The organism is Pseudomonas sp. BNK-44-b (genome assembly GCF_047456245.1).
GTDB lineage: Bacteria > Pseudomonadota > Gammaproteobacteria > Pseudomonadales > Pseudomonadaceae > Aquipseudomonas > Aquipseudomonas machongensis.
In genome coordinates this window covers 2,986,263-3,007,963 of sequence record NZ_CP179908.1, presented here as the reverse complement: position 1 = coordinate 3,007,963, position 21,701 = coordinate 2,986,263, and the positions used below count along the sequence as shown (strand labels likewise).

Sequence of the window (21,701 nt, the reverse complement as noted above, 5' to 3'; positions counted from 1 at the left end):
CTTCTCAACGCATCACAAACGGATCGGGCATTGGCGCGGTGGACAGGTTGATCCACACGGTCTTCAGCTCGGTATAGGCCAGCACCGAATCGATGCCGCTCTCGCGACCGTAGCCGCTGTTCTTGAAGCCGCCGATCGGCGCCATGGCCGAGACTGCGCGGTAAGTGTTGACCCAGATGATCCCCGAGCGCACGTCGCGCGCCAGGCGATGGGCACGGCCCAGGTCGCGGGTCCAGATGCCGGCGGCAAGGCCGAACTGCGAGTCGTTGGCCATGGCCAGCGCCTCTTCCTCGGTCTTGAAGCGGATCACCGCGGCGACCGGGCCGAACACCTCTTCCTGCATGATGGTCATCGAGTTGCTGTCGCACTCGAACAGGGTCGGCTCGTAGAACCAGCCGTCGCCCTCGACCTCGGCGCGCTTGCCACCCAGGCGCAGCTTGGCGCCCTCGGCCTTGGCCGCAGCGACCAGGCCTTCGACCACGGCCAGTTGCTGGGCGGTGGCCATCGGGCCCATTTCGCTGGCGTCGTCCTGCGGGTTACCGATGCGGATGCGCTTGGCCCGCTCGATCAGGCGCTCGACGAACGCGTCGAAGATCTCGTCCTGCACCAGCAGGCGCGAACCGGCCACGCAGCTTTGTCCGGAGGCGGCGTAGATGCCGGCCACTGCGCCGTTGATGGCGCTGTCCAGGTCGGCGTCGGCGAAGATGATGTTCGGCGACTTGCCGCCCAGCTCCAGCGACAGCTTGGCGAAGTTCTCGGCGCTGCTGCGCACCACATGGCGGGCAGTGGCGGCGCCGCCGGTGAAGGCGATCTTGCGCACCAGTGGATGACGGGTGAGCGCCGCGCCGGTGCTTGGGCCGTAACCGGTGACGACGTTGACCACACCGGCCGGGAAACCGGCTTCCAGCGCCAGGCGGGCCAGCTCCAGAATGGTGGCCGACGCATGCTCCGAAGGTTTGAGCACGATGGTGTTGCCAGCGGCCAGGGCCGGGGCGAGCTTGATCGCGGTCAGGTACAGCGGGCTGTTCCACGGGATGATGCCAGCCACCACACCGATGGGCTCGTGCACGGTGTAGGCGAACAGGTCGGGCTTGTCCAGCGGCAGGGTGCCGCCTTCGAGCTTGTCGGCAAGGCCTGCGGTGTAGTGGAAGAATTCCGGCAGGTAGCCGACCTGGCCTCGGGTCTCGCGGATCAGCTTGCCGTTGTCGCGGCTTTCGAGCTGGGCCAGGTGCTCCTTGTTCTCGGCGATCAGGTCACCGAGGCGGCGCAGCAGCTTGCCCCGTGCGGTGGCGGTGAGCCCGCGCCAGGCCTTGCTATCGAAGGCGCGCTGGGCGGCCTGTACCGCCAGCTCGACGTCCTGCTCGTCGGCATCGGGCAGTTGCGCCCAGGCCTGGGCGGTGGCCGGGTCGAGGCTGTCGAAGGTCTTGCCGCTCTGGGCATCGCGCCATTGGCCGTCGATGCACATCTGGAAACGAACGAGGGTCATGCAACTATCCCCTTGGCGGATTCGGTGAGGGTGCGGGCTTGGCTCAGGAAGTCCAGCAGCATGCGGTTGACTTCGCGCGGAGCCTCAACGGGCATCATATGCCGTTGTTCGGCCAGGACCACGCTGCGGGCGCCGGGAATGCGCGCGGCGAGCTGGCGGGTCATGGCCGGAGTGGAGCCGGAATCGAGTTCGCCGGTGGCGATCAGCGTTGGCACCTGGATGCTGCCCAGGTCCGCTTCGCGGTACATGTCCTGGGTGGCGAACAGCGAATAGGTGGTGTGGTAGCCCTGGGGGTCGTTGCTGGCCAGCACCTGGCGGATGGCCGCGACCTGGGCCGGGTTGGCCGCCTTGTATTCGCGGCTGAACCAGCGGTCCAGCGCCGCGTCGACGTTGGCGTCCGGGCCAAGCTCGGCAGCCTGCGCGGCGCGGGCGATGACACCGGCGCTCTGCTCGGGGCTGCGGTTGAACACGCTGTTGAGCACGACCAGGGCCGCCAGCCGCTGCGGGTAGTGCAGGGCGAAGGCGCGGGCGACCAGGCCGCCCATGGAGAAGCCGATGACGGTGGCCTGGGGAATCTGCAGGTGGTCGAGCAGTTCGGCGAGCTGGGTGGCGTAGCCTTGCAGGTCGGTGTCCGGCGCGGGCAACGCGCTCTGGCCATGGCCGAGCATGTCGTAGGCGATGACCCGGTAGTCGGTGGACAGGCCGACGAACTGGCCACCCCACATTTCCTTGTTCAGGCCCACGCCGTGGATCAGCACCACGGGTTGGCCCTGGCCGAGGCTCAGGTAGCTGGTCCCGGCAGGTGTACGTTCAGCGACAGGCTGAATCATGGATGGCGCTCCTTGAAAGGCCGGTGCCGTGACGCTTGGCTCCGGCCCGTCTGCTTATTGTTATTGAGCGTTGGCTTTCTCGGCAGCCAGTTCTTCCAGGTCGATGTAGCGGTTGCCGATGCGCGGGTGCAGGCGGCCACCGTCGGAGGCGCCCAGGACCACGACGATCTCGTCGGCGCGCGGAGCGTCTTCGATCTGCATTTCCAGGGTGATGTAGTGCGAGCGCAGGCCTTCGTCGTCCTTCTGCATCATCGGGATCTGGATCGAGGTGCCCGGGCCGCCGCGCTTGTTGGTGAAGCTCAGGTAGCTCTTGGCCTGGACCGCTTCACGGTAGTGGTTGCCAAAGCGCAGGGTGTGGATCACCGCCGACGCGTGCTCGATCTCACCCTCGGCACCGACCACCGCTGCCTTGCCGTAGGCCTCAATCTTGTCGGCACCACCGATGGCGGCGGTCAGGCGCTCGACCATCAGCGCACCCAGTTCGGAGCAGTTGGCGCGGATTTCCGGCTTGAGGTCTTCGACGAAACCACGGCCAGCCCATGGGTTCTTGATCACCACGGCCAGGCCGACCATGGTCACTGGTTTGTCGGTGGCCTTGCCGCCTTCGATGCGGGTTTCTTCGGAGTAGGTGACGATCTTGCGGATTTCGAAACTCATGGGGGGCTCCTGGTGAGGGTTATCAGCTCTTGTTGTCTGATGGTATACCATAATATTTGATGTGCAAGAGGGGGCGGGAAATTTCTCCTGCGGGGGGACGAAAGGTGTGCTGTGCCGCGGTTTTCTGGGGTGTCTGTACTGATCTTCTGGTGGGCAGGCGCAGTTGAAGCGCAGCCAAAAAAAATGCCCGCTCTCACAGGTCATGAAAGCGGGCAGGTGCAGCGGGCTACCGATCAGGCAAACGCTGGCACCACTTCCTTGATGAACAGCTCCAGCGATTTGCGTTTCTCTGCGTGCGGCAGGCTGTTGTCACACCAGAAGCTGAATTCGTCGACGCCCAGTTCCTGGTAGTACTTGATGCGCGCAATGATTTCTTCGGGGGTGCCGATCATGGTGTTCTTGCGGATGTTCTCCAGCGCGAAGGCCGGTACCTCGGCGAACTTGGACTCGGGGCTGGGCTCCAGGAAGCCATTGACCGGGGTGGTCTTGTTGCCGAACCAGGCATCGAAGGTGCGATAGAAGCGCGAGATCGCCTGGGCGCCGATCTTCCAGCCATCGGGCTCGGCCGGGCTGTGCACGTGGGTGTGGCGCAACACCATCAGTTGCGGGCGCGGCACTTCAGGGTTGTTGTCCAACGCGGCCTGGAACTTGTTCTTCAGGTCCAGCACCTCTTCATCACCCTTCATCAGTGGGGTGACCATGACATTGCAGCCATGCTTGACCGCAAAGTTGTGCGAGTCCGGGTCGCGGGCGGCGATCCACATCGGTGGCATGCCGTGCTGCACAGGCTTGGGCACGCTGGTGGAGGTGGGGAAGTTGTACACCTCGCCTTCGTGGGCGTAGTCGCCCTGCCACAGGGCGCGGACCGCCGGGACCATCTCGCGCAGGGCCTTGCCGCCGTCGGTGGCGGGCATGCCACCGGCCATGCGGTCGAACTCGAACTGGTAGGCGCCGCGGGCCAGGCCCACTTCCATGCGGCCGTTGCTGATCACATCGAGCAGGGCGCATTCGCCAGCTACGCGGATCGGATTCCAGAACGGCGCGATGATGGTGCCGGCGCCCAGGCGGATGGTCTCGGTACGGGCAGCCAGGTAGGCCAGCAGCGGCATGGGGCTGGGCGAGATGGTGTATTCCATGGCGTGGTGTTCGCCGATCCATACGGTGCTGAAACCGCCGCGCTCGGCCATCAGGGTCAGTTCGGTCAGGTCTTCGAACAGCTGGCGGTGGCTGACCTGGTCATCCCAACGTTCCATGTGTACGAACAGCGAAAATTTCATGGGGCTTTCCTCGGAGCTTGTTGTGGTCGATGTGGGGACGGCGCGGCACAGGGAAACAGGCCGCGTCCTGAATGACACCGGCTTTGCCGGTGATCGCGGGACGAGCCCGCTCCCACAGAGTCTTGCGTCGAACTGCAGGTATCAGGCGAAGGCGGGCAGGCTGGCCATTTTGCCGCGGCAGTAGACCATCGGTCGTGGGGCGTCCTCAGGCACGATCAGGTTGTGTACCTTGCCGACCATGATGGCGTGATCGCCACCTTCGTACTCGCGCCACAGCTCGCACTCGATGATCGCCGTGGCACCGGCCAGCAGCGGGTTGCCCAGCTCGCTCAGGGCCCACTCGATACCGCTGGCCTTGTCCTTGCCCTTTTTGGCGAATGCATAGGCTTCGGCCTGCTGCTCGCCGGACAGCAAGTGGATGGCGAAGCGCTTTTGCTTGATCAGTACAGGATAGGAGTCGGAGCTGTAGTTGGGGCAGAACAGCACCAGCGGCGGGTCCATGGACAGGGAAGAAAAGGCGCTGGCAGTGAGGCCGACGACCGAGCCGTCGTCGTCCAGGGTGGTGATGACCGTGACGCCGGACGGGAAGGAGCCCAGGACGTGCTTGTAGACGGTTGCGTCGATCATGGCGTGAACCTCTAAGGGGCGTGCGGTGGTCCGCGTTTTTTATCGTTGATGTGTCTGATGGTATACCGTAATACCTATATTGCAAGCAGAATTTTCCGCGCACCGGAACACACGATGAACGGTAAAGGCCCCGTATTCATTGGTCTTGATTACTAGAGCCCTGCGCCACAGTGGCGCTCAAGGCAGATCCGATGCGCTGAAAAAGCACAGCGCAGTGTTGTCAAAAGTTTGGAATACCATAATATGGTCTTCAGCTGAGAGGCCGCCCCGAGCGGTTTCCATACAAAGATAAAAATGATCCTTTCGAGCTGAAATCCTATGTCCCAACCGTCGTCGCAACACCAGTTTGTCGAGAATCACACGGTCGATCATGTTCCCCCCTCCGAGCGCCACGGGAAGGCGCGCGACCTCTTCACCCTCTGGTTCAGTACCAATATCGCGCCACTGCCGATCGTCACCGGCGCGATGGTGGTCCAGGTGTTCCACCTGAACCTGCTGTGGGGCCTGGTCGCCATCGTGATGGGGCATCTGCTGGGCGGGATCGTCATCGCCCTGGCCTCTGCGCAGGGACCGCAGCTGGGCATTCCGCAGATGGTGCAGAGCCGCGGCCAGTTCGGGCGCTACGGCGCCTTGCTGATCGTGTTCTTCACCGCGCTGATCTATGTCGGCTTCTTCATTTCCAACATCGTCCTGGCGGGCAAGTCGATCCACGGCATCGCCCCGAGCGTGCCGATGCCCACGGCTATCGTCATCGGTGCCCTGAGTGCCACGGCCATTGGCGTGATCGGCTATCGCTTCATCCATAGCCTGAACCGCATCGGTACCTGGGTGATGGGCTCGGCGCTGCTGGCCGGCTTCATCATGATGTTCGCCCAGGAGCTGCCAGCCGACTTCTTCAGTCGCGGGGCCTTCAACCTGTCGGGCTTCATCGCCACGGTGTCGCTGGGCACCATCTGGCAGATCAGCTTCTCGCCCTACACCTCGGATTATTCGCGCTACCTGCCGCGCGAGATCGGTATCGCCAAGCCGTTCTGGGCGACCTATTTCGGCGCGACCCTGGGCACCATCCTGTGTTTCAGCTTCGGGGCGGTGGCGGTGTTGTGCGTGCCTGAAGGCACCGATGCGATGGATGCGGTCAAGCAGGCCACCGGCTGGCTGGGGCCGGTCCTGATGGTGCTGTTCCTGCTCAACATCATCAGCCACAACGCGCTGAATCTGTATGGCGCGGTGCTGTCGATCGTTACCGCGATCCAGACGTTCGTCGCCCACTGGACGCCGAGCGTGCGGGTGCGGGTAGTGCTGGCGTCGGTGATCCTGTTCGGGTGCGGGCTGGTGGCGCTGAATGCCTCGGCGGGGTTCATCGGCCAGTTCATCGGCCTGATCCTGGCACTGCTGCTGGTGCTGGTGCCCTGGGCGTCGATCAACCTGGTCGACTTCTACCTGATCAAGAAGGGCGAATACGACATCGCCTCGTTCTTCCGCGCCGATGGCGGCATCTACGGTCGCTTCAACCACCACGCCATCGTTGCCTATGTATGCGGGATCCTGGTGCAACTGCCGTTCGCCAATACGGCGCTGTATGTGGGGCCGTATTCGAACATCGTCGAAGGCGCCGACCTGTCGTGGCTGTTCGGGTTGCTGGTGACGGTGCCGCTCTATTATTGCCTGGCCACTCGCGGCAAGGCGCTGAAGGCGGGACGTGCGCTAGGTGTGAGCGACTAGTTGATGTGCAAGAGGGCCGCAAAGCGGCCCTCGGTGTTTCAGTTCACACCTTGAACTGTGCCACCATCCCGTTCAATTCCACCGCCAGGCGCGAGAGATCCTGCGCCGCGGCGCTGGTCTGGTTGGCTCCCGCAGAGGTCTGCATCGCCAGGTCACGGATGTTCACCAGATTGCGGTCTACCTCACGCGCCACCTGGGCCTGCTCTTCGGACGCGCTGGCGATCACCAGGTTGCGCTGGTTGATCGCGGCGATCGCCTCGGCAATCAGCTCCAGTGCCTGACCTGCGGCCTCGGCGATCTCCAGGGTGCCGCTGGCACGGCCCTGGCTGCTGTGCATCGAACCCACGGCGCGCTCGGTGCCGGTCTGGATACCCCCGATCATCTGCTCGATCTCGGCCGTGGACTGCTGGGTCCGGTGGGCCAGCGCGCGCACTTCATCGGCGACTACGGCAAAGCCACGTCCGGCTTCACCGGCCCGTGCCGCCTCGATGGCGGCGTTGAGCGCCAGCAGGTTGGTTTGCCCGGCAATCGAGCCAATCACATCGAGCACGCGGCTGATTTCGTTGGCGCTGGTGGCCAGTTGTTCGATCTCGCTGGAGGTGCCGGTGACGTCCTCGACCAGTTGCTGAATCGAACTCAGCGCCTGGTTGACCTGGTCGCGGCCATCGCGGGTGGTCTGGTCGGCGCCTTTGGAGGCGTCGGCGGTGCTGACCGCGTTGTTGGCCACTTCCTCCACCGCAGCGGTCATCTGGTTGACCGCAGTGGCGGCCTGGTCGATCTCCGCGCTTTGCTGGTGCAGGCCGCGGCTGGTGTCTTCGGTGACGGTGTGCAGCTCTTCGGACGCCGAGGCCAACTGGTCGGACGAGGCCGCAATCTTGCGGATGGTGTCGCGCAGGCTTTCCTGCATGCGGCTCAGGGCCCGCAGCAGCAGCGCCGGCTCGTCACGACCGACGATGCGGATTTCCTGGGTCAGGTCGCCGGTGGCCACGCGCTCGGCAACGCTCACGGCTGCGGCCAGCGGTACGACGATGCTGCGGGTCAGCAGCACGGCGATGGCCACCAGCGCGAGGATGATCACCACCAGCGACAGCACGATCAGTGTAAAGGCTTCTTCATAGGCGTCACTGCTGCGCTGCGAGGCTTTGTCGGCACCGTCGGAGTTGTACTGCATCAGGGTGCCGAGCGCTTTCATCATCGAGTCGGCGTACTCGGCCAGCGGGCCGTTGACCAGGCGCCTGGCCTCGGCAATGTCGCCGTTGGCCGCGGCATCGCGGATCGACTTCTGCAGGCCGTGGTAGCGCTGGGAGAGAGAGACGAAGTTATCGAACAGGGCGCGGTCGTCCTTTTCGATGATGGTCGATTCGTAGGTTTTGATGCCTGCTTCGAGCGAAGTATTGATCTCGCCGATGCGGCTGAGGGTGGTCTGGCGGACGGCGGGATCTTCCTCGATCACGCTGCGCAGGGTCATGGCACGGGCGCGGCCGAGATAGGTGCTGACCTCGTTCAGGGCGATGATCGCCGGCATCCAGGTGACGCGGATTTCATCGGTGGCGCTGTCCATGCGCCGGGTTTCGTACAGCGATATCAGACCCATGAACAGCACCAGAACGCCCAGCAGCGTAAATACGCTGGCTGCCCGGATACCGATCTTCATATTCCTTAAGTGCATGGAGCTACTCCTTGAATGTGGCGTGCAGGCTTCAAGCGCTGGGTCGTGGGGCCGGAATCGGCGAAAGGGGCCAGGCGTCTCGGTGCGCTGCGGGAAAGTACAATGTCCTTAACTTTAGTAGGTTTTTTGACGTCAATAATGCCACGGTGCCACTATTATTGACCAGTCATTCAATGTAACTACACGTATAAACAGATCCGTCATTTTTTGACGGATCTGTCAGGTTTATTCGCTTAAACGATGGCGATCATTGGATCGGCAGCGGCCAGGGCCTTGCTGCGATCAGCCTCGGGCGGGTAGATCCAGACCGAGTTGATCTGGCGCTTGAGCTGCTTGCCTTCATCGCCCTGCAGCTTCAGTTCACGGTCCCACCCTTCGCTGAACGCCGCGCCCCAGTCGCCCAGGTCGAGGCAGGTGACGTACTTGGGCTGGCGATACACCACCGGCGCCTCGCCGAGCAGGTCGGCCATGGCATTGTTGCCCGAGTGACGGCCCATGGGGATGGCGTGCTGGCAGGTCATCAGCGCGTGGTTGCCCAGGTCATCGACTGCGGCCCAGGCCACGTCGCCGGTGGCGTAGATATGCTGCTGGCCGATGACCTTGAGGTGCTCGTCGACGCGCAGGCGACCCTGGGCATCACGTTCGCCGACGATCTGCGCGGTCAGCGGGCTGGCCTTGACGCCTGCGGTCCAGATCACCGTCTTGCTGGCGATGTACTCGCCGTTGTCCAGGGTCACGCCACCGGCATCCACCGCGATCACCGAAGCATTGGTGAGCCATTGCACGCCGGCGTGCTGTGAGGCGGCAACGATGGCTGGGGTGATGCCTGCACCCAGGGCTGCGCCGACCTGTGCGCCGCGATCGATCACGATCACGCGGATATTGGCCTGCTCGCCCAGTACTGCGCGCAAGCGGGCAGGCATTTCGGTGGCGGTCTCGATGCCGGTGAAACCGCCACCGCACACCACCACGGTGTTGCGGGCCGGGGAGGCCGACAGGCTGGCGAGGTCGGTCAGGTGTTGCTCCAGCTTGATCGCCGACTCCATCTGGTCGACATCGAAGCTGTGCTGGTCCAGACCCGGTACGGCAGGGCGGGCAACCTGGCTGCCGGCGGCCAGTACCAGGCGCTCGTAACCCAGTTGGCGGGTCTGGCCATTGGCGTCGATATAGGCGACCGAATGTGCTCCGGCATCGATGGATTGGGCATGGCCCTGGATGAAATTCACCCCTACAGCCTCGAACAGCTCGCCAAGCGGCGCTTTCATGGTGTGCACATCGGCTTCGTAGAAGCGCGGCCGGATGCGCAGCTCGTCCTGCGGCGCGAGCACGCTGATATGGATGTCGCCACGCTTGGCGAGGTCGAGCAGCCGGGCGGCGCTCAGGGCGCTCCAGACGCCGGCAAAACCGGCACCGATGATCAGGATGTGTGGGTTCATGGACAGGCTCCGCGAGAGGATCGAAGGGGTTTGGGTCGAGGTTCGGCGTGCGTTGCTGCGCTTGCCGAATAACTACGACTCTATTGGTCGTAGTTTAAAACGACAAGCTTTTTTTTAGCGGGCAGTCGCAGGCGGCCCTCGCTTTGCAGGTGAAGCAGCGATAAATCAAGGGTTCTGGGTGATTGAGGAAAATAGGCAGGCGACCGATGGTGGCCGATGGCTTTGCCAGTTTCTGGGGAAGGGCGTACTATTTGCGACAGATTTGGTCGGAGATTGATATGTCGTTATACAGCGCGGGCGTCGAGTACGGCATTCACTGCCTGCTGTTCCTCATCGACGAACGCGGCGACAGCCGCGAGTCCAGCGTGCGCGATCTCGCCGAACTGCAAGGGGTGCCGCAGGAATACCTGGCCAAGGTCTTCACCAAGCTGGCGCGTGCCGGGCTGGTGGCGGCCACCGAGGGCGTGCGTGGCGGTTTTCGCCTGGCCCGGCCTTCGGACGAAATCACCGTGCTGGATATCGTCAACGCCATCGATGGGCCGAAGAAGATCTTCGATTGCCGCGAGATCCGAGAGCGCTGCTCGCTGTTCGACGGCGCAGCGCCCGGCTGGGCCACCGAGGGCACCTGTGCCATCCATGCGGTGATGCTCGGCGCGCAGAAACGCATGGAAGAGGCACTGGCTCAGCAGACCATCCTCGACCTGGCGCGGCGCTTCGGGCGCAAGGCGCCGGCCGAGTTCGGGCAGAAGGTCAATGACTGGATGAGCGAGCGGCGCGATGGCAAGGGTGGGGCAGGAGACATCGCGCTCAAGCAGCTCTAGCTCATAGGGGCTGTGTAGAACACTGCCAGCCAGACCGTCGTCGCATCGGCCTGCGTCCACTCCACGCGATGTCGGCAATGCGGCGGGATATCCAGGTGGTCGCCTGCCTTCAGTACCCGCGTTTCGCTTTCGTGCTCCAGGCGTAACCCGGCGCTGCCGGTGAGAACCACCACCCACTCGCCTTCGGCCTGGTCGTACCAGAAATCGGGCGGGCTGCATTGGCCGCTGGAGACGATGCGCTCGATGCGCAGCCCTGGGCGGCGCAGCAGTTCGTCGAATTGCTCGGCGGCCGCAGGGTCGAGCGGGGGCAGAGGGCTGAACAGGTTGTCGGGCATGGACGTTTGCCTTTCTTGATTCCGGACGGTGATTGTAGGAAGGTTCCGGGATTTTCCGCACGGAGCTACGTTGTTACGGAGCTACCTTACGGAGCTACTTTACGGCACTGCGCAAGGAATCACGCCAATGGACAAGCTGCTGGCCATCAAGATGTTCATGGCGACTGTTGAAGCCCAGGGCTTTTCCGCTGCCGGCCGACGGCTCGGGATCGCAACCTCGTCGGTGACACGCCTGGTCGATGCGTTGGAAAGCGAGCTGGGTACCAGCCTGCTCAACCGCTCGACCCGGCAGGTCAGCCTGACCGAGGCGGGTGTCGGCTACTACCAGCGCGCCCGCGCTATCGTCGCGGCCTTGGCCGAGGCCGATGCCAGCGTCGCCGATCGCGGGCAGGAACCGGTTGGCGTGCTACGCCTGTGCCTGCCGGTGGAGTTCGGGCGGCGGATGATTGCGCCGCACCTGGGCCGCTTCATGGCCCGCTACCCCTCGCTGGAGCTGGATATCGACCTGAGCGACCGCTTCGACGATTTGCTCGACGGGCGCTACGACCTGTCCATTCGCCTGGGGGATCCGGCGCCGAGCGACGAGCTGGTCAGTCGCACCCTGGGCACTTTCGAACGCTGGCTGGTGGCCAGCCCGGATTACCTGGCCAGCCATGCTGCGCTCGAACACCCCGCGCAGTTGAGCGAGCATGCCTGTTTGCGCTTTCGCTATAGCGGCCTGGGGCGACCTTGGCAACTGCGCCAAGGAGACGAGCTGATCGAGGTGGATGTGGCCGGGCCCTTGCGCTGCGCCAACTCCGACTTGCTGCGCGAGGCGGCGGTGGCGGGCAGTGGCGTCAGCCTGCTGGCAGACTGGCTGGTGCGCGACGATGTCGCTGCCGGGCGTCTGGTGCGGTTGTTCCCGGGCTGGCAGGCCAATCCGATCGCTGCCAGTTGCAATATCAATGCCCTGTACCTGCCCAACCATCGCTGGTCGCGGCGGGTAACGGCGTTCATCGAGTTCTGCGAGTCGTTGCTCAGGCCCTGAGCGTGGTGGCGTTGCGCTTGGCGCAAAGCGGCTTTGCGTTGCGCTCCGATTCCCTCGGCAGGCCCTGGCGGCTAAGGTGCGTGGCATGTCTTGCCATGTGTGAATAATCTGAAATGACTGCTTCTTTAGCGACTTCCTCTACATCCGGCACTTCACTGAGCCGAGGCCTGGTGACACTGCTGGCGTTCTGCTGCGGTGCCATCGTTGCCAACATCTACTACGCCCAACCCATCGTCGGCCTGATCGCGCCGGACCTTGGGCTGTCCACCGAGCGTGCCAGCCTGATCGTCTCGCTCACCCAGCTGGGCTACGCCCTGGGGCTGCTGTTGCTGGTGCCGTTGGCCGACCTGGTGGAGAACCGCCGGCTGATGATCGCCACGGCTGTGCTGTCCTGCGCCAGCCTGCTCCTGGCGGGCAGCAGCGGGCACGGCCAAGGTGAGCTGTTTCTCGGTTATGCCCTGCTGATCGGCTTCAGTTCGGTGGCGGTGCAGATGCTGATCCCACTGGCTGCGCATTTGTCGCCGGAGCAACAGCGTGGCCGGGTGGTGGGCAACATCATGGGTGGCCTGCTGTTGGGCATCCTGCTGGCGCGGCCCTTGTCGAGCCTGGTGGCCGATCACTTCGGCTGGCGTGCCGTGTTCCTGGGGGCGGCGGTGCTGATGGCGGCAATCGTCGTGCTGCTGGCCGTGACCCTGCCCCGGCGTGTGCCGGAGCACAAGGCCAGCTACGTCGAGTTGATGGCCTCGCTGGGCGGGCTGCTGCGGCGCTACCCGTTGCTGCGCCAGCGCTCGCTGTATCAAGGCTTGATGTTCGCGACGTTCAGCCTGTACTGGACCGCCGTGCCGCTGGTGCTGGCAACCGAGCATGGCCTGTCGCAGAGCCAGATCGCGTTGTTCGCATTGGTGGGCGCGGTGGGCGCCATTGCGGCCCCGATTGCCGGGCGCCTTGCCGATGCCGGGCATGCGCGCCAGGCGTCGTTGCTGGCCCTGGTGCTGGCGCCGTTGTCGCTGCTGTTCGGGCTGAGCGCGCCGGGCTACAGCGTGATCGGCCTGGGGTTGACCGGGGTGCTGCTGGACTTCGCCGTGCAGATGAACATGGTGATCGGCCAGCGTGAGATCTACGCACTGGACCCAGCCAGCCGCGGGCGGCTCAATGCCGTGTACATGACCAGCATCTTCATCGGCGGTGCCCTGGGTTCGGCAGTGGCCAGTGCCTTGTATGCGGGTTATGGCTGGAATGGCGTGGCGCTGGTGGGCGCGGTATTGCCGGGGCTGGCGCTGGTGATCTTCCTGATGGTTGCTCGGCGGGCTTGACCCACCCTTCGGTAGGCGCGGAACACGTCGCAGCGGCGAACCGCCGCGCCTACCGAGGCGAGGGTCAAGCCTGCATCTGTTCGATCAACGCCCACAGCCGTGGGTCGTTGTAATCCTCGATCACCAGTTGCGCGCCGGCCTGCAGCAGGCGCTCGGCCGGCTGGGTGGTGGCCAGGGCCACGGTGAAGATCCCGGCGTCGACCGCCGCCTTGACGCCGGGCAGCGAGTCTTCGAAGGCCAGTGCCTGCGCGGCCTTGGCTTCCAGGCGCTGGAGGCCGGTGAGGTAGGGCAGTGGGTCGGGCTTGGGCCGGGCCAGTTCGTCGGCCACCAGCACATGCTCGAAGCGCTCGCCCAGGCCCATGGCCCCCAGCATGTGCTCGGCGTTCAGCCGCGGGGCATTGGTCACCACGCACATGCCGATGCCATGGCGCTCGGCGTGCTCCAGCAGGCGCAGCAGGCCCGGCATCGGCTCGAGCGTGGGCGACATTTCGCGGAACAGCGCCTCCTTGCGGTCGGCCAGGTGCTTGCACTCGGCGGCATCGGCCTGGGGGAACAGCTCCTTGAACAGCAGGCCATTGGAGCGGCCGCTGACCTGGGCGTTGAATTGCTCCTGGGTCAGTTCGCGGCCGTCGTAATCGTGCAGCAGCTTGCGAAACGCCTGCAGGTGCAGGGTGTCGGTGTCGGTGAGGGTCCCATCGAGGTCGAACAGCAGGGCGGTCAGCATCGGGCATCCTGGCAGTGAAGAAACAATTCAGCAGCGGCCATCATACCTGTATCGATCGATTACCGGTCAAGGGACTCGGCATCACGCCATGGGCAGTCGCAAGGTGGCGGCCAGGCCTTTGTGCGGTCGATTTTCCAGTCGCACCTGGCCGCCAAGGCGATCGATGATGGTCGCCACGATCGAAAGACCAAGACCTGCACCGTTCGTGGTGTTACGACTGTAGAAGCGTTCGAATACACGGGAAAGACTCGCTTCATCGATACCCGGGCCTTCATCCTCGACCACTAATTCGAAGGCGTTGTCCAGGCGCTTGAGTGACACGATGATGCGGCCTGCCGGGGGTGAATGCTCTACTGCGTTGGACACCAGGTTCTGCAGGGCGATGCCCAGCGCACCAGCATCGATCACCAGGTGATGGTCGCCTTCGTCGATCTCCAGGGAGGGCTCCAGCCCCCGGTCCAGTATCCATGGGGTCAGCTCGGCCAGAGTGTCGGCGACCACCTCGGCCAGGTCTACGCGGGTAGTCGCACGCTGACCCAGCCGGGGCTCGACGCGGGCCAGTGTCAGCAGCTGATTGACCACTCGCGTCAACCGATCGACCCCGCCCATGAGAAAGCCCAGCGCTTTTTGCCGCTCGCTATCGTTACTGGCAGCCAAGGCGTTCTGTGCATGCAGGCGCAGGACCGCCAACGGCGTGCGCATTTCGTGGGCGGCATCGGCGATGAACCGATGCTCGCGCCGTAGCAGGTCCTTGATCTGTGCCAGCAAGCGGTTGATGGCGGCCTGCATGGGCTCAAGCTCCGAGGGCAGAGGCACCAGTTGCAGGGGCTCCAGCGAGTCGGCGTGACGCCCGCGTATGACATTGGCCATGTTCTGAAGCGGTCCAAGTCCCCAGCCAATGGCGACCCAGACCAGCAATGCCAATGCCAGGCTGCCGAGTAGAAAAGGCAGCAGGGTGTGACGCACGATGCGGTCGATCAGGTCGTAACGTACGTCGTCACGCTCGCCTACCCAGATCACCCAATGTTTCTCCGGCACCGGTAACACGAAACCACGCCACTGTTCGCCAGCGGTGATGAAATCGTAGAAGCCCGCCGCAGTTGGAGGCGGCATCGCCGGTGCGCTGGGGGTATGCACCAGCAGGCCTGCCCCCTCCTGCCACACCTGGAAAGCCAGTTTGCTTTCATACGGGTGCCCGACCTGATGCCGTCCTGCCTTGCTCAACGCCTGGTTGAAGGCCTGATACAGCACTTCCCGTGAGCCTTCCTGCACCGGCATGCTCATGACGCCCTGTAGCAGGCGGGCATTCTGGGCGAGGTGGGCGTCATAGACTTCGTTAATTTCGCGGCGGCTGTCGTGATAGTTGTAGAGCGCCAGCAGGCCGGTGCCGAGTAGCAGCAACAGCATCACCCGCCAGAGTGTGCGTTGGCGTAGCGAAGTCATGCCTTGGCCTCGACCAGGTAGCCGATCCCGCGCACCGTCCGGATCAGTCCGTTGAACAGCTTCTTGCGCAGGTGGTAGATATTGACCTCCAGGGTATTGCTCTCGGGCTCTTCGTCCCAGCCATACAGTAGCTGGGTCAGGCGTTCACGGGTGAAGACCCTGCCCGGTTGCGCCAACAGTTCGTGCAGCAGCAGGTATTCCTTGGGGGTCAGCACCACCTCGTTACCCTTGTAGTGCACTTGCTGGGTGGCCGGATCGAGGCTGACGCCTGCATGCTCGATCAATAGCTTGGCGCGCCCGGCGCTGCGCCGCAGCAAGGCGCGCAAGCGCGCCTTGAGCTCGTTGAGGTCGAAAGGCTTGACCAGGTAATCGTCAGCGCCGGCATCGAGGCCGGAGATACGGTCGTCCAGTGCATCCCGTGCCGTGAGGATCAGCACCGGCAGGCTTTCGCCACCGGCGCGGACCCGTCGCAACAGTTCCAGGCCATCCATGCGAGGCAGACCAAGATCCAGAATCACCAGGTCGAAGCTCTCATGTTGCAGCGCATGCAAGCCACTGACACCGTCACGAAGCCAGTCCAGGGTGTAGCCTTGCTGGCGCAAACCGTCACAGATCCCTTCGCCCAGTGCAATGTCGTCTTCAACCAGCAGCAGCCGCATGCTCAGTCCTGTTTGTCCTTGATCATTTTCATTAAAGCATCGATATCGCCGCGTCGACCTTGGTCAGCCAACTCACGTCCTGGTCGCGGTGGGGCCTGCAAGGCTTTGTGCAGGGCTTGAGTGGCTTCAGGATAACGCTTCTGCCGGTAGAGGTGATCGGCCCAGAAGTAGTTGCTGTCGATCCCGTTTGGGTTGATCTGCAGGGCTTGGCGCAGCAAGGCGTCTGCCTTGTCGGAATCGCCGAACCCGATCGGCCAGCCAGGCACTTGGTCGTATAGCGTGCCGAGACTGGTGTAGGCCGAACCCTGCAAGGCGTTGGGGTCCAGTTTCATGGCTTGTTCCAGGCTGGCCTTCGCCGCCTTGACCTTGCTCAATGCGCCAAGGCCACCTGTAGCCCCGGCCCAACTGCTGTTGATGATGCCTTGCCAGATCAAGGGTTCAGGGGCGCCGGGGTACTGATGCACGAACGTGGCGGCATCGCCAGCCAGCTTTTCAAGCGCGTCGGCACGTTTTTCCTTGGGCAGTTGATACTGGATCTGCGCCCAGCGCTGCTGCAGGCTGCTCAGGTGTTCGGAGCCGGCCTGGTCCAATGCCCAGGTCAAAGGTGTGAATGCCAGCAAGCTGGCGACGAACAGGCGCTTCATTTGATCGACTCCTTGGAGTGGTTGCCGATATAGCGGCGAATGACGGGCAGTTGCTTGCGTAGCGCACGATCGACGATGCCTGGCAGCATGCTGTTGATCCGCACGAAGAGTTTTTCCGGCCAGCCCAGGTATACCTCGCTGCGCTCGGACTGCACGGCCTCGAGCACCGCGCGCGCGACATCTGCCGGATCGTCCATGCCGACCTTCAGCGCTTGGTTGAGCGCGGTCGCGGCGCTGCTGTTCATGGCGGTATGGGTCGCCCGGGGGGCGGCGTACAGGACGTTGACCGTGGTGTCGGCCAGCTCACGGCGTAACGCCTCCGAGAACCCGCGCAAGGCGAACTTGCTGGCGCAGTAGGTGGCGTAGCCCGGATAGCCGATCGATCCATAGGTTGAGCCGACGTTGACCACCAGCGCCTTGGGCTGAGCACGCAGCAGTGGTAGGCAGGCACGTGTCAGTTGCAGCGGCGCCTTCAGATTGATGTCCAGCAGTTCGTCGAGCGCTTGCTCGTCCAACTGATCGAGCAGGGCGAAGCTGTTCACGCCAGCGGCGTTGATCAGCACGTTGACGTGGCCTCTCTCGCGGGCGCGGGCGACCACCTGTTCTCGCCCCTCTCGTGTGCGCAGGTCGGCGGCTTGCCAGTACAGACGGTCCGGGTATCGGTTCATCAGGCTGGCCAGCTTGCTCATGCGTCGGCTGACGGCCAGCACCTGGGCACCGGCAGCGCACAACTGCTCGGCCAGCTCCAGGCCAATGCCGCCACTGGCACCGGTAAGGATCACGACAGATTCAGGCAAACGCATGATTCACCTCATGCAGCCCAGCGCGTGGCAAGCCTTGGAACATCTCGGTGTACAGGCGATAGACGACTTTCGCTGCGTGGATGACGGCCTGTTGATCCGCAGCATCGTCGAGACGGTCCATCAACTGTTTGTAGGTCTGCATGTGGCCCTGGTCGAGCGCACCATGGGAGCTGAGGTAGCTGAACGCTTGGTTAGGCAGGCCCAGGGTACTTTGGATGGTGCCCGCCGCCTGGGTGGCCAGGGCGATACTGGTGCCTTCGAGCACATTGACCATGCCGAACAGGCCGACCGGGTTGCCGCGAGCAATCAGGTCGTAGAGGTAGGCGACCATCAGCTCTATCGACAGTGCCGGTCGACCATCACGTACCGCTTCCCAGTCACCGCCGCACGCCTTGATGTCGTTGAGAATCCACTGCTCGTGGCCGTACTCCTCGTCGATGTATTCGCACACCGCGCCGCGCAGCCACTCCAGCCGCGACGGCAAGCGTGCGCCACAGGCCATCATCAGTGGAACGGTGTGACGAACATGGTGGTAGGCCTGGGTCAGGAAGGCGACATAGCTGTCCAGGCTGACCTGGCCGGCCAAGGCTTCACGGATCACCGGCACAGCGAACAATGCCTGGCGTTGTTGGGCTGTCTGTGTTTGCAGCGTGTCGAAAAAGGACATGGTAGACCTCACAAAGAGATGTCGGATAACAACGTGTGGTAACGCTTCAGGATCGCCTCGCGCCGGGGACGGCCATTGGCTGTCAGGGTCTCGTCATGGATGCTCAGTGGGGTCGGCAACCGGCGCCATGCAGACACGCGGGCGTAATCGGGCAGTTGCGCGTTGCAGTGCTGCACGGCCTGCTCGATGGCTTCATCGCTGGCGGTGGGGTCCAGTGGCCACAGCAGTGCCAGGTTGTGCGGCAAGGCTTCGCCATGTACGAATGCCTGGGCGATGACGCCGCTCTGGGTCAGCTCGGCTTCAACCCACTCTGGGTTGACGTTGCGCCCGAAGCTGGTGATGAACTGGTGTTTCTTGCGCCCGTTCAGGTACAGGTAGCCCTCGTCGTCGAGGTGGCCGAGGTCGCCGGTCGCCCACCATGACCGGGTAACCGGGGCGTCCTCCAGGTAGCCAAGCAAGGTCGAGCCGGCCACCAGCACCTCGCCGTCCTCGGCAATGCGCACCTGCACGTGGGGCAATGGCTTGCCGACGCTGCCAGGGCGAATGGCCCCCGGACGGTTCAGCGCAACCACTGACGCGCATTCCGACAGACCATATCCTTCGAACACCGGTAACCCGACCGCTTCGGCCCGTGCCAGCAGGCTTGGCGATACCCGTGCACCGCCCACCGCGACTAAACGCAGTGGACCAACGCGCATCAGTTCGCGCTCGATGGCCATGACCAGCCCCATCAGCAATTGCGGTACGAGTATCAGGCTCTGCGCACCGCTGAGCGCAATGACGCCCAGCAGCTGCTTGAAGTCGACCTGGCTCGCCCCGTTCATGCCCAACTGCTGCTGCGGATATAGCTGTACGCAGGCGCCCGCCATCAGTGCGGCGTAGACGCCAATATTCTCCAGCAGCACACCCACTGGCAGCACTGCCAGATAGTGCAGTGCTTCGGCTGGTCGGCTGGCAGCTTCCAGCTCGCGCGCTACACGCAGTATGGCTTCGGCGCTGAGGCAGACACCTTTGGGGTTGCCGGTGCTGCCAGAGGTGTAGGTGATCTTGGCTGTGCCATCAGGCAATTGCGCGCGGGGCGCGTTTTCGCGTACCCAGAACTCACCATTCTGGACAAATCCCTTGTCTGGCAGATGCGGCGTCCACTGTGTCGCGCACAACACGGCTGATGCACCGCTTTGGACGATGCAGTGATCGAACTGCGCCGCACTGAAGAACGACGGCACGATCACGCAGGGGCGCTCTGCGAACAAGGCCGCCAGATCCCAGAACAACAGCTCAGGGCCGTTATCCAGGGCCAGTGCCAATGTACCCGCAGGTTGTCGATGCAGCACCTGAGCGCGCAGCCCCACCTCTGCGAGCAATTGCCGATAGGTGTAACGGTCATTCGCTCCCTTGACCGCCACGGCACCGGCATGATCACGTGCGAGCGACATCAGCTGCTCGCGGAAACGCTCCAGCTCACGCAGCATGACCGGCCTCCTTGGCAATCAAGGGAAAGCCCAGTCGTTGGAATACGCCGGATCGGGTCAATGCGTCGAAGCCGTCGCCGATGCGCCCGACGAACACCTGGGGGCGTTGGTCATAGTAGGTCCCCCATTGGTCTACCTGGCCTGGAAGGCGGTTTGGGTCTGCCGACGCCAGCACGGTGGGTGTCAGCCCTAGCCGCCGAAAGCTGTTGATCAAGGTCGCGGCGCCGGTGAATGCGACCCACTCAAGGCCACGGATGGCAAGCAGCCAGGTGATGGCAATGATAATGATGCGGGCGCTGCCGGCGCTGAGCGAAGCCAGGTTGCCTACCTCGACCATGCAGGCGCGGCTTGGCGAAGTGCCTGTGAGCTGGGAAACGGCGGCCTCCAAGGGCATGTCCAGATACTTTTCGAGGAAAAGCGGACCCTCGCAGGCGGGGCGCATGCCTGCAGCTGCGATCAGTTGCCCGTGACTGTCCCGCAATGCCAGCAGCTCTGGCAGGTAATGCTGCACATCGGCCCGGTGCACGGTGGCAAAACATTGGTGGATAAAGTGCTCCAAGTCCTTGCGCGCGGGGTCATCCGCTCGATGAAGCGACAGGTGCGCGCGATGATCCGGGTGATTGCCGATAGCGAGTGGGAGCAGGCTGCTCCATTGAGATTCGGTCATGAAACTCCCCCTAATTGGGCTTGACGGGGTGGATTATCGGTATCGAATCTGAATGGAATCTGAAGTGGTGCGTTCGATGTTGGGCGCGCGCAGCAGGGGCACTGTTCGAGGGTGTCGGTCTGGGCAAGGACCCGAGGTGCGGCGACGAAGGGGGCTGTTCAGTGTTCCTGGAAAAGAGTACAAATGTGCTCCATGGACAAACTATCTCCCAAACGCCGCGCCATTCTCGAATTCATCCGCGAGCGCATCGCCGACCACGGCCAGCCGCCGAGCCTGGCCGATATCGCCGAGCGCTTCGGTTTCGCCTCGCGCAGTGTGGCGCGCAAGCACATCACTGCCCTGCATGAGGGTGGCTACATCGAGGTCACGCCTAACCAGGCGCGGGGCATTCGCCTGGCCGAACCGCTGCGCCGCCCGGAAATCCTCGAGATTCCGGTGCTTGGCCGGGTCGCCGCCGGTGCGCCGATCGGTCCGGACCTGGGCATCCACGAACAATTGCTGATCGACCCCAGCCTGTTCCGTCGCACGCCCGACTACCTGCTCAAGGTGCGCGGCGATTCGATGATCGGCGACGGTATCCTCGACGGCGATCTGGTCGGCATTCTCCAGCAGGGCGATGCTCGCGACGGGCAGATCGTCGTTGCACGGCTCGATGGCGAGGTCACCATCAAGCGCCTGCAACGGGTGGCGGGTGGCTATCGGCTGCTGCCGCGCAACCCGGCCTATGCCCCCATCGACGTGGGCCCCGAGCACGACTTCTGCATCGAAGGTGTGTTCTGCGGCCTGCTGAGGCGTGACTGATGGGCGCGGTAGTCGATCTCGATGGGTTGCTCGACCAGCGCCGAATCTGGCGTGGGCGGCAGGTCCAGGCGCGCCCGCTCGGCTTGCAGCCCACTGGTCATGCCGCGCTGGACGAGCGCCTGCCTGAAGGGGGCTGGCCATCGGCGGCGCTCAGCGAGTTGCTGCTGGCCAGCCCCGGTTGTGGTGAACTGCAGTTGCTCTGGCCGACCCTCGCCCGGCTGAGCGGCGAGGGTGGGCGGGTGGTGCTGGTAGCGCCGCCGTTCATTCCCTATGCGCCGGCCTGGCAGGCGGCAGGCGTCGATCTGCGCTGGCTGGCGCAGGTCGCGGCCGAGCCAGACGAGGCCCTGTGGGCTGCCGAGCAGTGCCTGCGCTCTGGCAGTTGTGCGGCGGTGCTGTGCTGGCCGGAGCGCGCCGATGACCGCTCATTGCGCCGCTTGCAGGTCGCCGCTGAAACCGGTGAGGCGCTGGCCTTCGCCTGCCGACCCCAGCAGGCGGCGCACAACCCGTCGCCTGCGGCTTTGCGTATCGCCCTCGATACGCGTCCGGCACAGTGGCGAGTGCTCAAGTGCCGTGGCGGCCTGGTGCCGGCCACGCCCATCGCCGCTCCCGGACGAGGCTGAT

The 21,701-nt window shown here is 64.0% G+C and carries 22 protein-coding genes; 6 read left to right on the top strand and 16 right to left on the bottom strand.

The window, feature by feature from the left end; all coding sequences use genetic code 11:
* Positions 1 to 4: 4 nt before the first annotated feature.
* The 5 genes from ACMGGG_RS13555 to ACMGGG_RS13535 form a co-directional block, all read right to left on the bottom strand.
* Positions 5 to 1,486: an aldehyde dehydrogenase gene (locus tag ACMGGG_RS13555; protein ID WP_112898546.1), complete on the bottom strand. Its 1,482-nt coding sequence runs from the start codon at positions 1,484 to 1,486 to the stop codon at positions 5 to 7.
* Positions 1,483 to 2,316 (bottom strand): alpha/beta fold hydrolase, encoded by an 834-nt coding sequence (locus ACMGGG_RS13550; protein ID WP_063545281.1) that lies wholly within the window; start codon positions 2,314 to 2,316, stop codon positions 1,483 to 1,485. The genes ACMGGG_RS13555 and ACMGGG_RS13550 overlap by 4 nt, the downstream gene beginning before the upstream one ends.
* A 60-nt stretch (positions 2,317 to 2,376) precedes the next feature.
* Positions 2,377 to 2,973 (bottom strand): amino acid synthesis family protein, encoded by a 597-nt coding sequence (locus tag ACMGGG_RS13545; RefSeq protein ID WP_054892016.1) that lies wholly within the window; start codon positions 2,971 to 2,973, stop codon positions 2,377 to 2,379.
* Positions 2,974 to 3,206: 233 nt separating this feature from the next.
* Positions 3,207 to 4,250: an LLM class flavin-dependent oxidoreductase gene (locus tag ACMGGG_RS13540; protein ID WP_414155663.1), complete on the bottom strand. Its 1,044-nt coding sequence runs from the start codon at positions 4,248 to 4,250 to the stop codon at positions 3,207 to 3,209.
* Between the two features lie 141 nt (positions 4,251 to 4,391).
* The gene (locus ACMGGG_RS13535; protein ID WP_125929614.1) at positions 4,392 to 4,877 is read right to left on the bottom strand and encodes a flavin reductase family protein; all 486 of its coding nucleotides are present in this window, start codon (positions 4,875 to 4,877) and stop codon (positions 4,392 to 4,394) included.
* Between the two features lie 318 nt (positions 4,878 to 5,195).
* On the opposite strand from ACMGGG_RS13535, the gene ACMGGG_RS13530 reads away from it, so the two are divergent.
* Positions 5,196 to 6,599, top strand: coding sequence for a purine-cytosine permease family protein (locus tag ACMGGG_RS13530; protein ID WP_054892013.1), 1,404 nt, complete (start codon positions 5,196 to 5,198; stop codon positions 6,597 to 6,599).
* A 43-nt stretch (positions 6,600 to 6,642) separates the two neighbouring features.
* Here the strand turns inward: ACMGGG_RS13530 and ACMGGG_RS13525 are convergent, their stop codons facing one another.
* Together ACMGGG_RS13525 and ACMGGG_RS13520 are read right to left on the bottom strand one after the other, a co-directional pair.
* Complete coding sequence (locus ACMGGG_RS13525; RefSeq protein WP_414155809.1) at positions 6,643 to 8,253, bottom strand: methyl-accepting chemotaxis protein; 1,611 nt, start codon at positions 8,251 to 8,253, stop codon at positions 6,643 to 6,645.
* 248 nt (positions 8,254 to 8,501) lie between these two features.
* Positions 8,502 to 9,704: an NAD(P)/FAD-dependent oxidoreductase gene (locus ACMGGG_RS13520; protein WP_414155662.1), complete on the bottom strand. Its 1,203-nt coding sequence runs from the start codon at positions 9,702 to 9,704 to the stop codon at positions 8,502 to 8,504.
* Between the two features lie 278 nt (positions 9,705 to 9,982).
* Here ACMGGG_RS13520 and ACMGGG_RS13515 point away from each other — a divergent pair, with 278 nt between their 5' ends.
* Positions 9,983 to 10,525 carry an RrF2 family transcriptional regulator gene (locus ACMGGG_RS13515; RefSeq protein WP_063545276.1) on the top strand — a complete coding sequence of 181 codons (543 nt, stop codon included), beginning with the start codon at positions 9,983 to 9,985 and terminating at the stop codon, positions 10,523 to 10,525.
* On the opposite strand, the gene ACMGGG_RS13510 is transcribed toward ACMGGG_RS13515, so the two are convergent.
* Positions 10,522 to 10,860: a cupin domain-containing protein gene (locus ACMGGG_RS13510; RefSeq protein WP_112898543.1), complete on the bottom strand. Its 339-nt coding sequence runs from the start codon at positions 10,858 to 10,860 to the stop codon at positions 10,522 to 10,524. The genes ACMGGG_RS13515 and ACMGGG_RS13510 overlap by 4 nt on opposite strands.
* Before the next feature lie 127 nt (positions 10,861 to 10,987).
* Between ACMGGG_RS13510 and ACMGGG_RS13505 the strand changes: the two genes are divergently transcribed.
* Positions 10,988 to 11,887 carry a LysR family transcriptional regulator gene (locus ACMGGG_RS13505; RefSeq protein WP_414155661.1) on the top strand — a complete coding sequence of 300 codons (900 nt, stop codon included), beginning with the start codon at positions 10,988 to 10,990 and terminating at the stop codon, positions 11,885 to 11,887.
* Positions 11,888 to 12,000: 113 nt separating this feature from the next.
* Positions 12,001 to 13,200: an MFS transporter gene (locus ACMGGG_RS13500; protein WP_414155660.1), complete on the top strand. Its 1,200-nt coding sequence runs from the start codon at positions 12,001 to 12,003 to the stop codon at positions 13,198 to 13,200.
* Positions 13,201 to 13,264: 64 nt separating this feature from the next.
* Here ACMGGG_RS13500 and ACMGGG_RS13495 read toward each other — a convergent pair whose 3' ends face one another.
* From ACMGGG_RS13495 to ACMGGG_RS13460, 8 genes are all read right to left on the bottom strand, one after another.
* Positions 13,265 to 13,924, bottom strand: a complete 660-nt coding sequence (locus tag ACMGGG_RS13495; RefSeq protein ID WP_063545272.1) for an HAD family hydrolase — start codon at positions 13,922 to 13,924, stop codon at positions 13,265 to 13,267.
* An 81-nt stretch (positions 13,925 to 14,005) separates the two neighbouring features.
* A complete protein-coding gene (locus ACMGGG_RS13490) occupies positions 14,006 to 15,367 on the bottom strand; it encodes a sensor histidine kinase (protein WP_063545271.1) in 1,362 nt (453 codons plus the stop codon).
* Entirely contained in the window at positions 15,364 to 16,026 is a 663-nt protein-coding gene (locus ACMGGG_RS13485) for a response regulator (protein WP_063545270.1), read from the bottom strand. Before ACMGGG_RS13485 ends, ACMGGG_RS13490 begins: the two co-directional genes overlap by 4 nt.
* A 2-nt stretch (positions 16,027 to 16,028) precedes the next feature.
* Positions 16,029 to 16,670, bottom strand: a complete 642-nt coding sequence (locus ACMGGG_RS13480; RefSeq protein ID WP_063545269.1) for a tetratricopeptide repeat protein — start codon at positions 16,668 to 16,670, stop codon at positions 16,029 to 16,031.
* Positions 16,667 to 17,473: an SDR family oxidoreductase gene (locus ACMGGG_RS13475; RefSeq protein ID WP_414155659.1), complete on the bottom strand. Its 807-nt coding sequence runs from the start codon at positions 17,471 to 17,473 to the stop codon at positions 16,667 to 16,669. Before ACMGGG_RS13475 ends, ACMGGG_RS13480 begins: the two co-directional genes overlap by 4 nt.
* Positions 17,460 to 18,140: a TenA family transcriptional regulator gene (locus tag ACMGGG_RS13470; protein WP_063545267.1), complete on the bottom strand. Its 681-nt coding sequence runs from the start codon at positions 18,138 to 18,140 to the stop codon at positions 17,460 to 17,462. Before ACMGGG_RS13470 ends, ACMGGG_RS13475 begins: the two co-directional genes overlap by 14 nt.
* Positions 18,141 to 18,148: 8 nt before the next feature.
* Complete coding sequence (locus tag ACMGGG_RS13465) at positions 18,149 to 19,612, bottom strand: AMP-binding protein (protein ID WP_414155658.1); 1,464 nt, start codon at positions 19,610 to 19,612, stop codon at positions 18,149 to 18,151.
* Positions 19,602 to 20,279 carry a thermostable hemolysin gene (locus ACMGGG_RS13460; RefSeq protein WP_414155657.1) on the bottom strand — a complete coding sequence of 226 codons (678 nt, stop codon included), beginning with the start codon at positions 20,277 to 20,279 and terminating at the stop codon, positions 19,602 to 19,604. The genes ACMGGG_RS13465 and ACMGGG_RS13460 overlap by 11 nt, the downstream gene beginning before the upstream one ends.
* Before the next feature lie 183 nt (positions 20,280 to 20,462).
* On the opposite strand from ACMGGG_RS13460, the gene lexA reads away from it, so the two are divergent.
* Positions 20,463 to 21,080: a transcriptional repressor LexA gene (gene lexA / locus ACMGGG_RS13455; RefSeq protein WP_063545264.1), complete on the top strand. Its 618-nt coding sequence runs from the start codon at positions 20,463 to 20,465 to the stop codon at positions 21,078 to 21,080.
* Positions 21,080 to 21,700 (top strand): translesion DNA synthesis-associated protein ImuA, encoded by a 621-nt coding sequence (gene imuA, locus ACMGGG_RS13450; protein ID WP_112898538.1) that lies wholly within the window; start codon positions 21,080 to 21,082, stop codon positions 21,698 to 21,700. The genes lexA and imuA overlap by 1 nt, the downstream gene beginning before the upstream one ends.
* The last annotated feature ends 1 nt before the right edge of the window (position 21,701 follow it).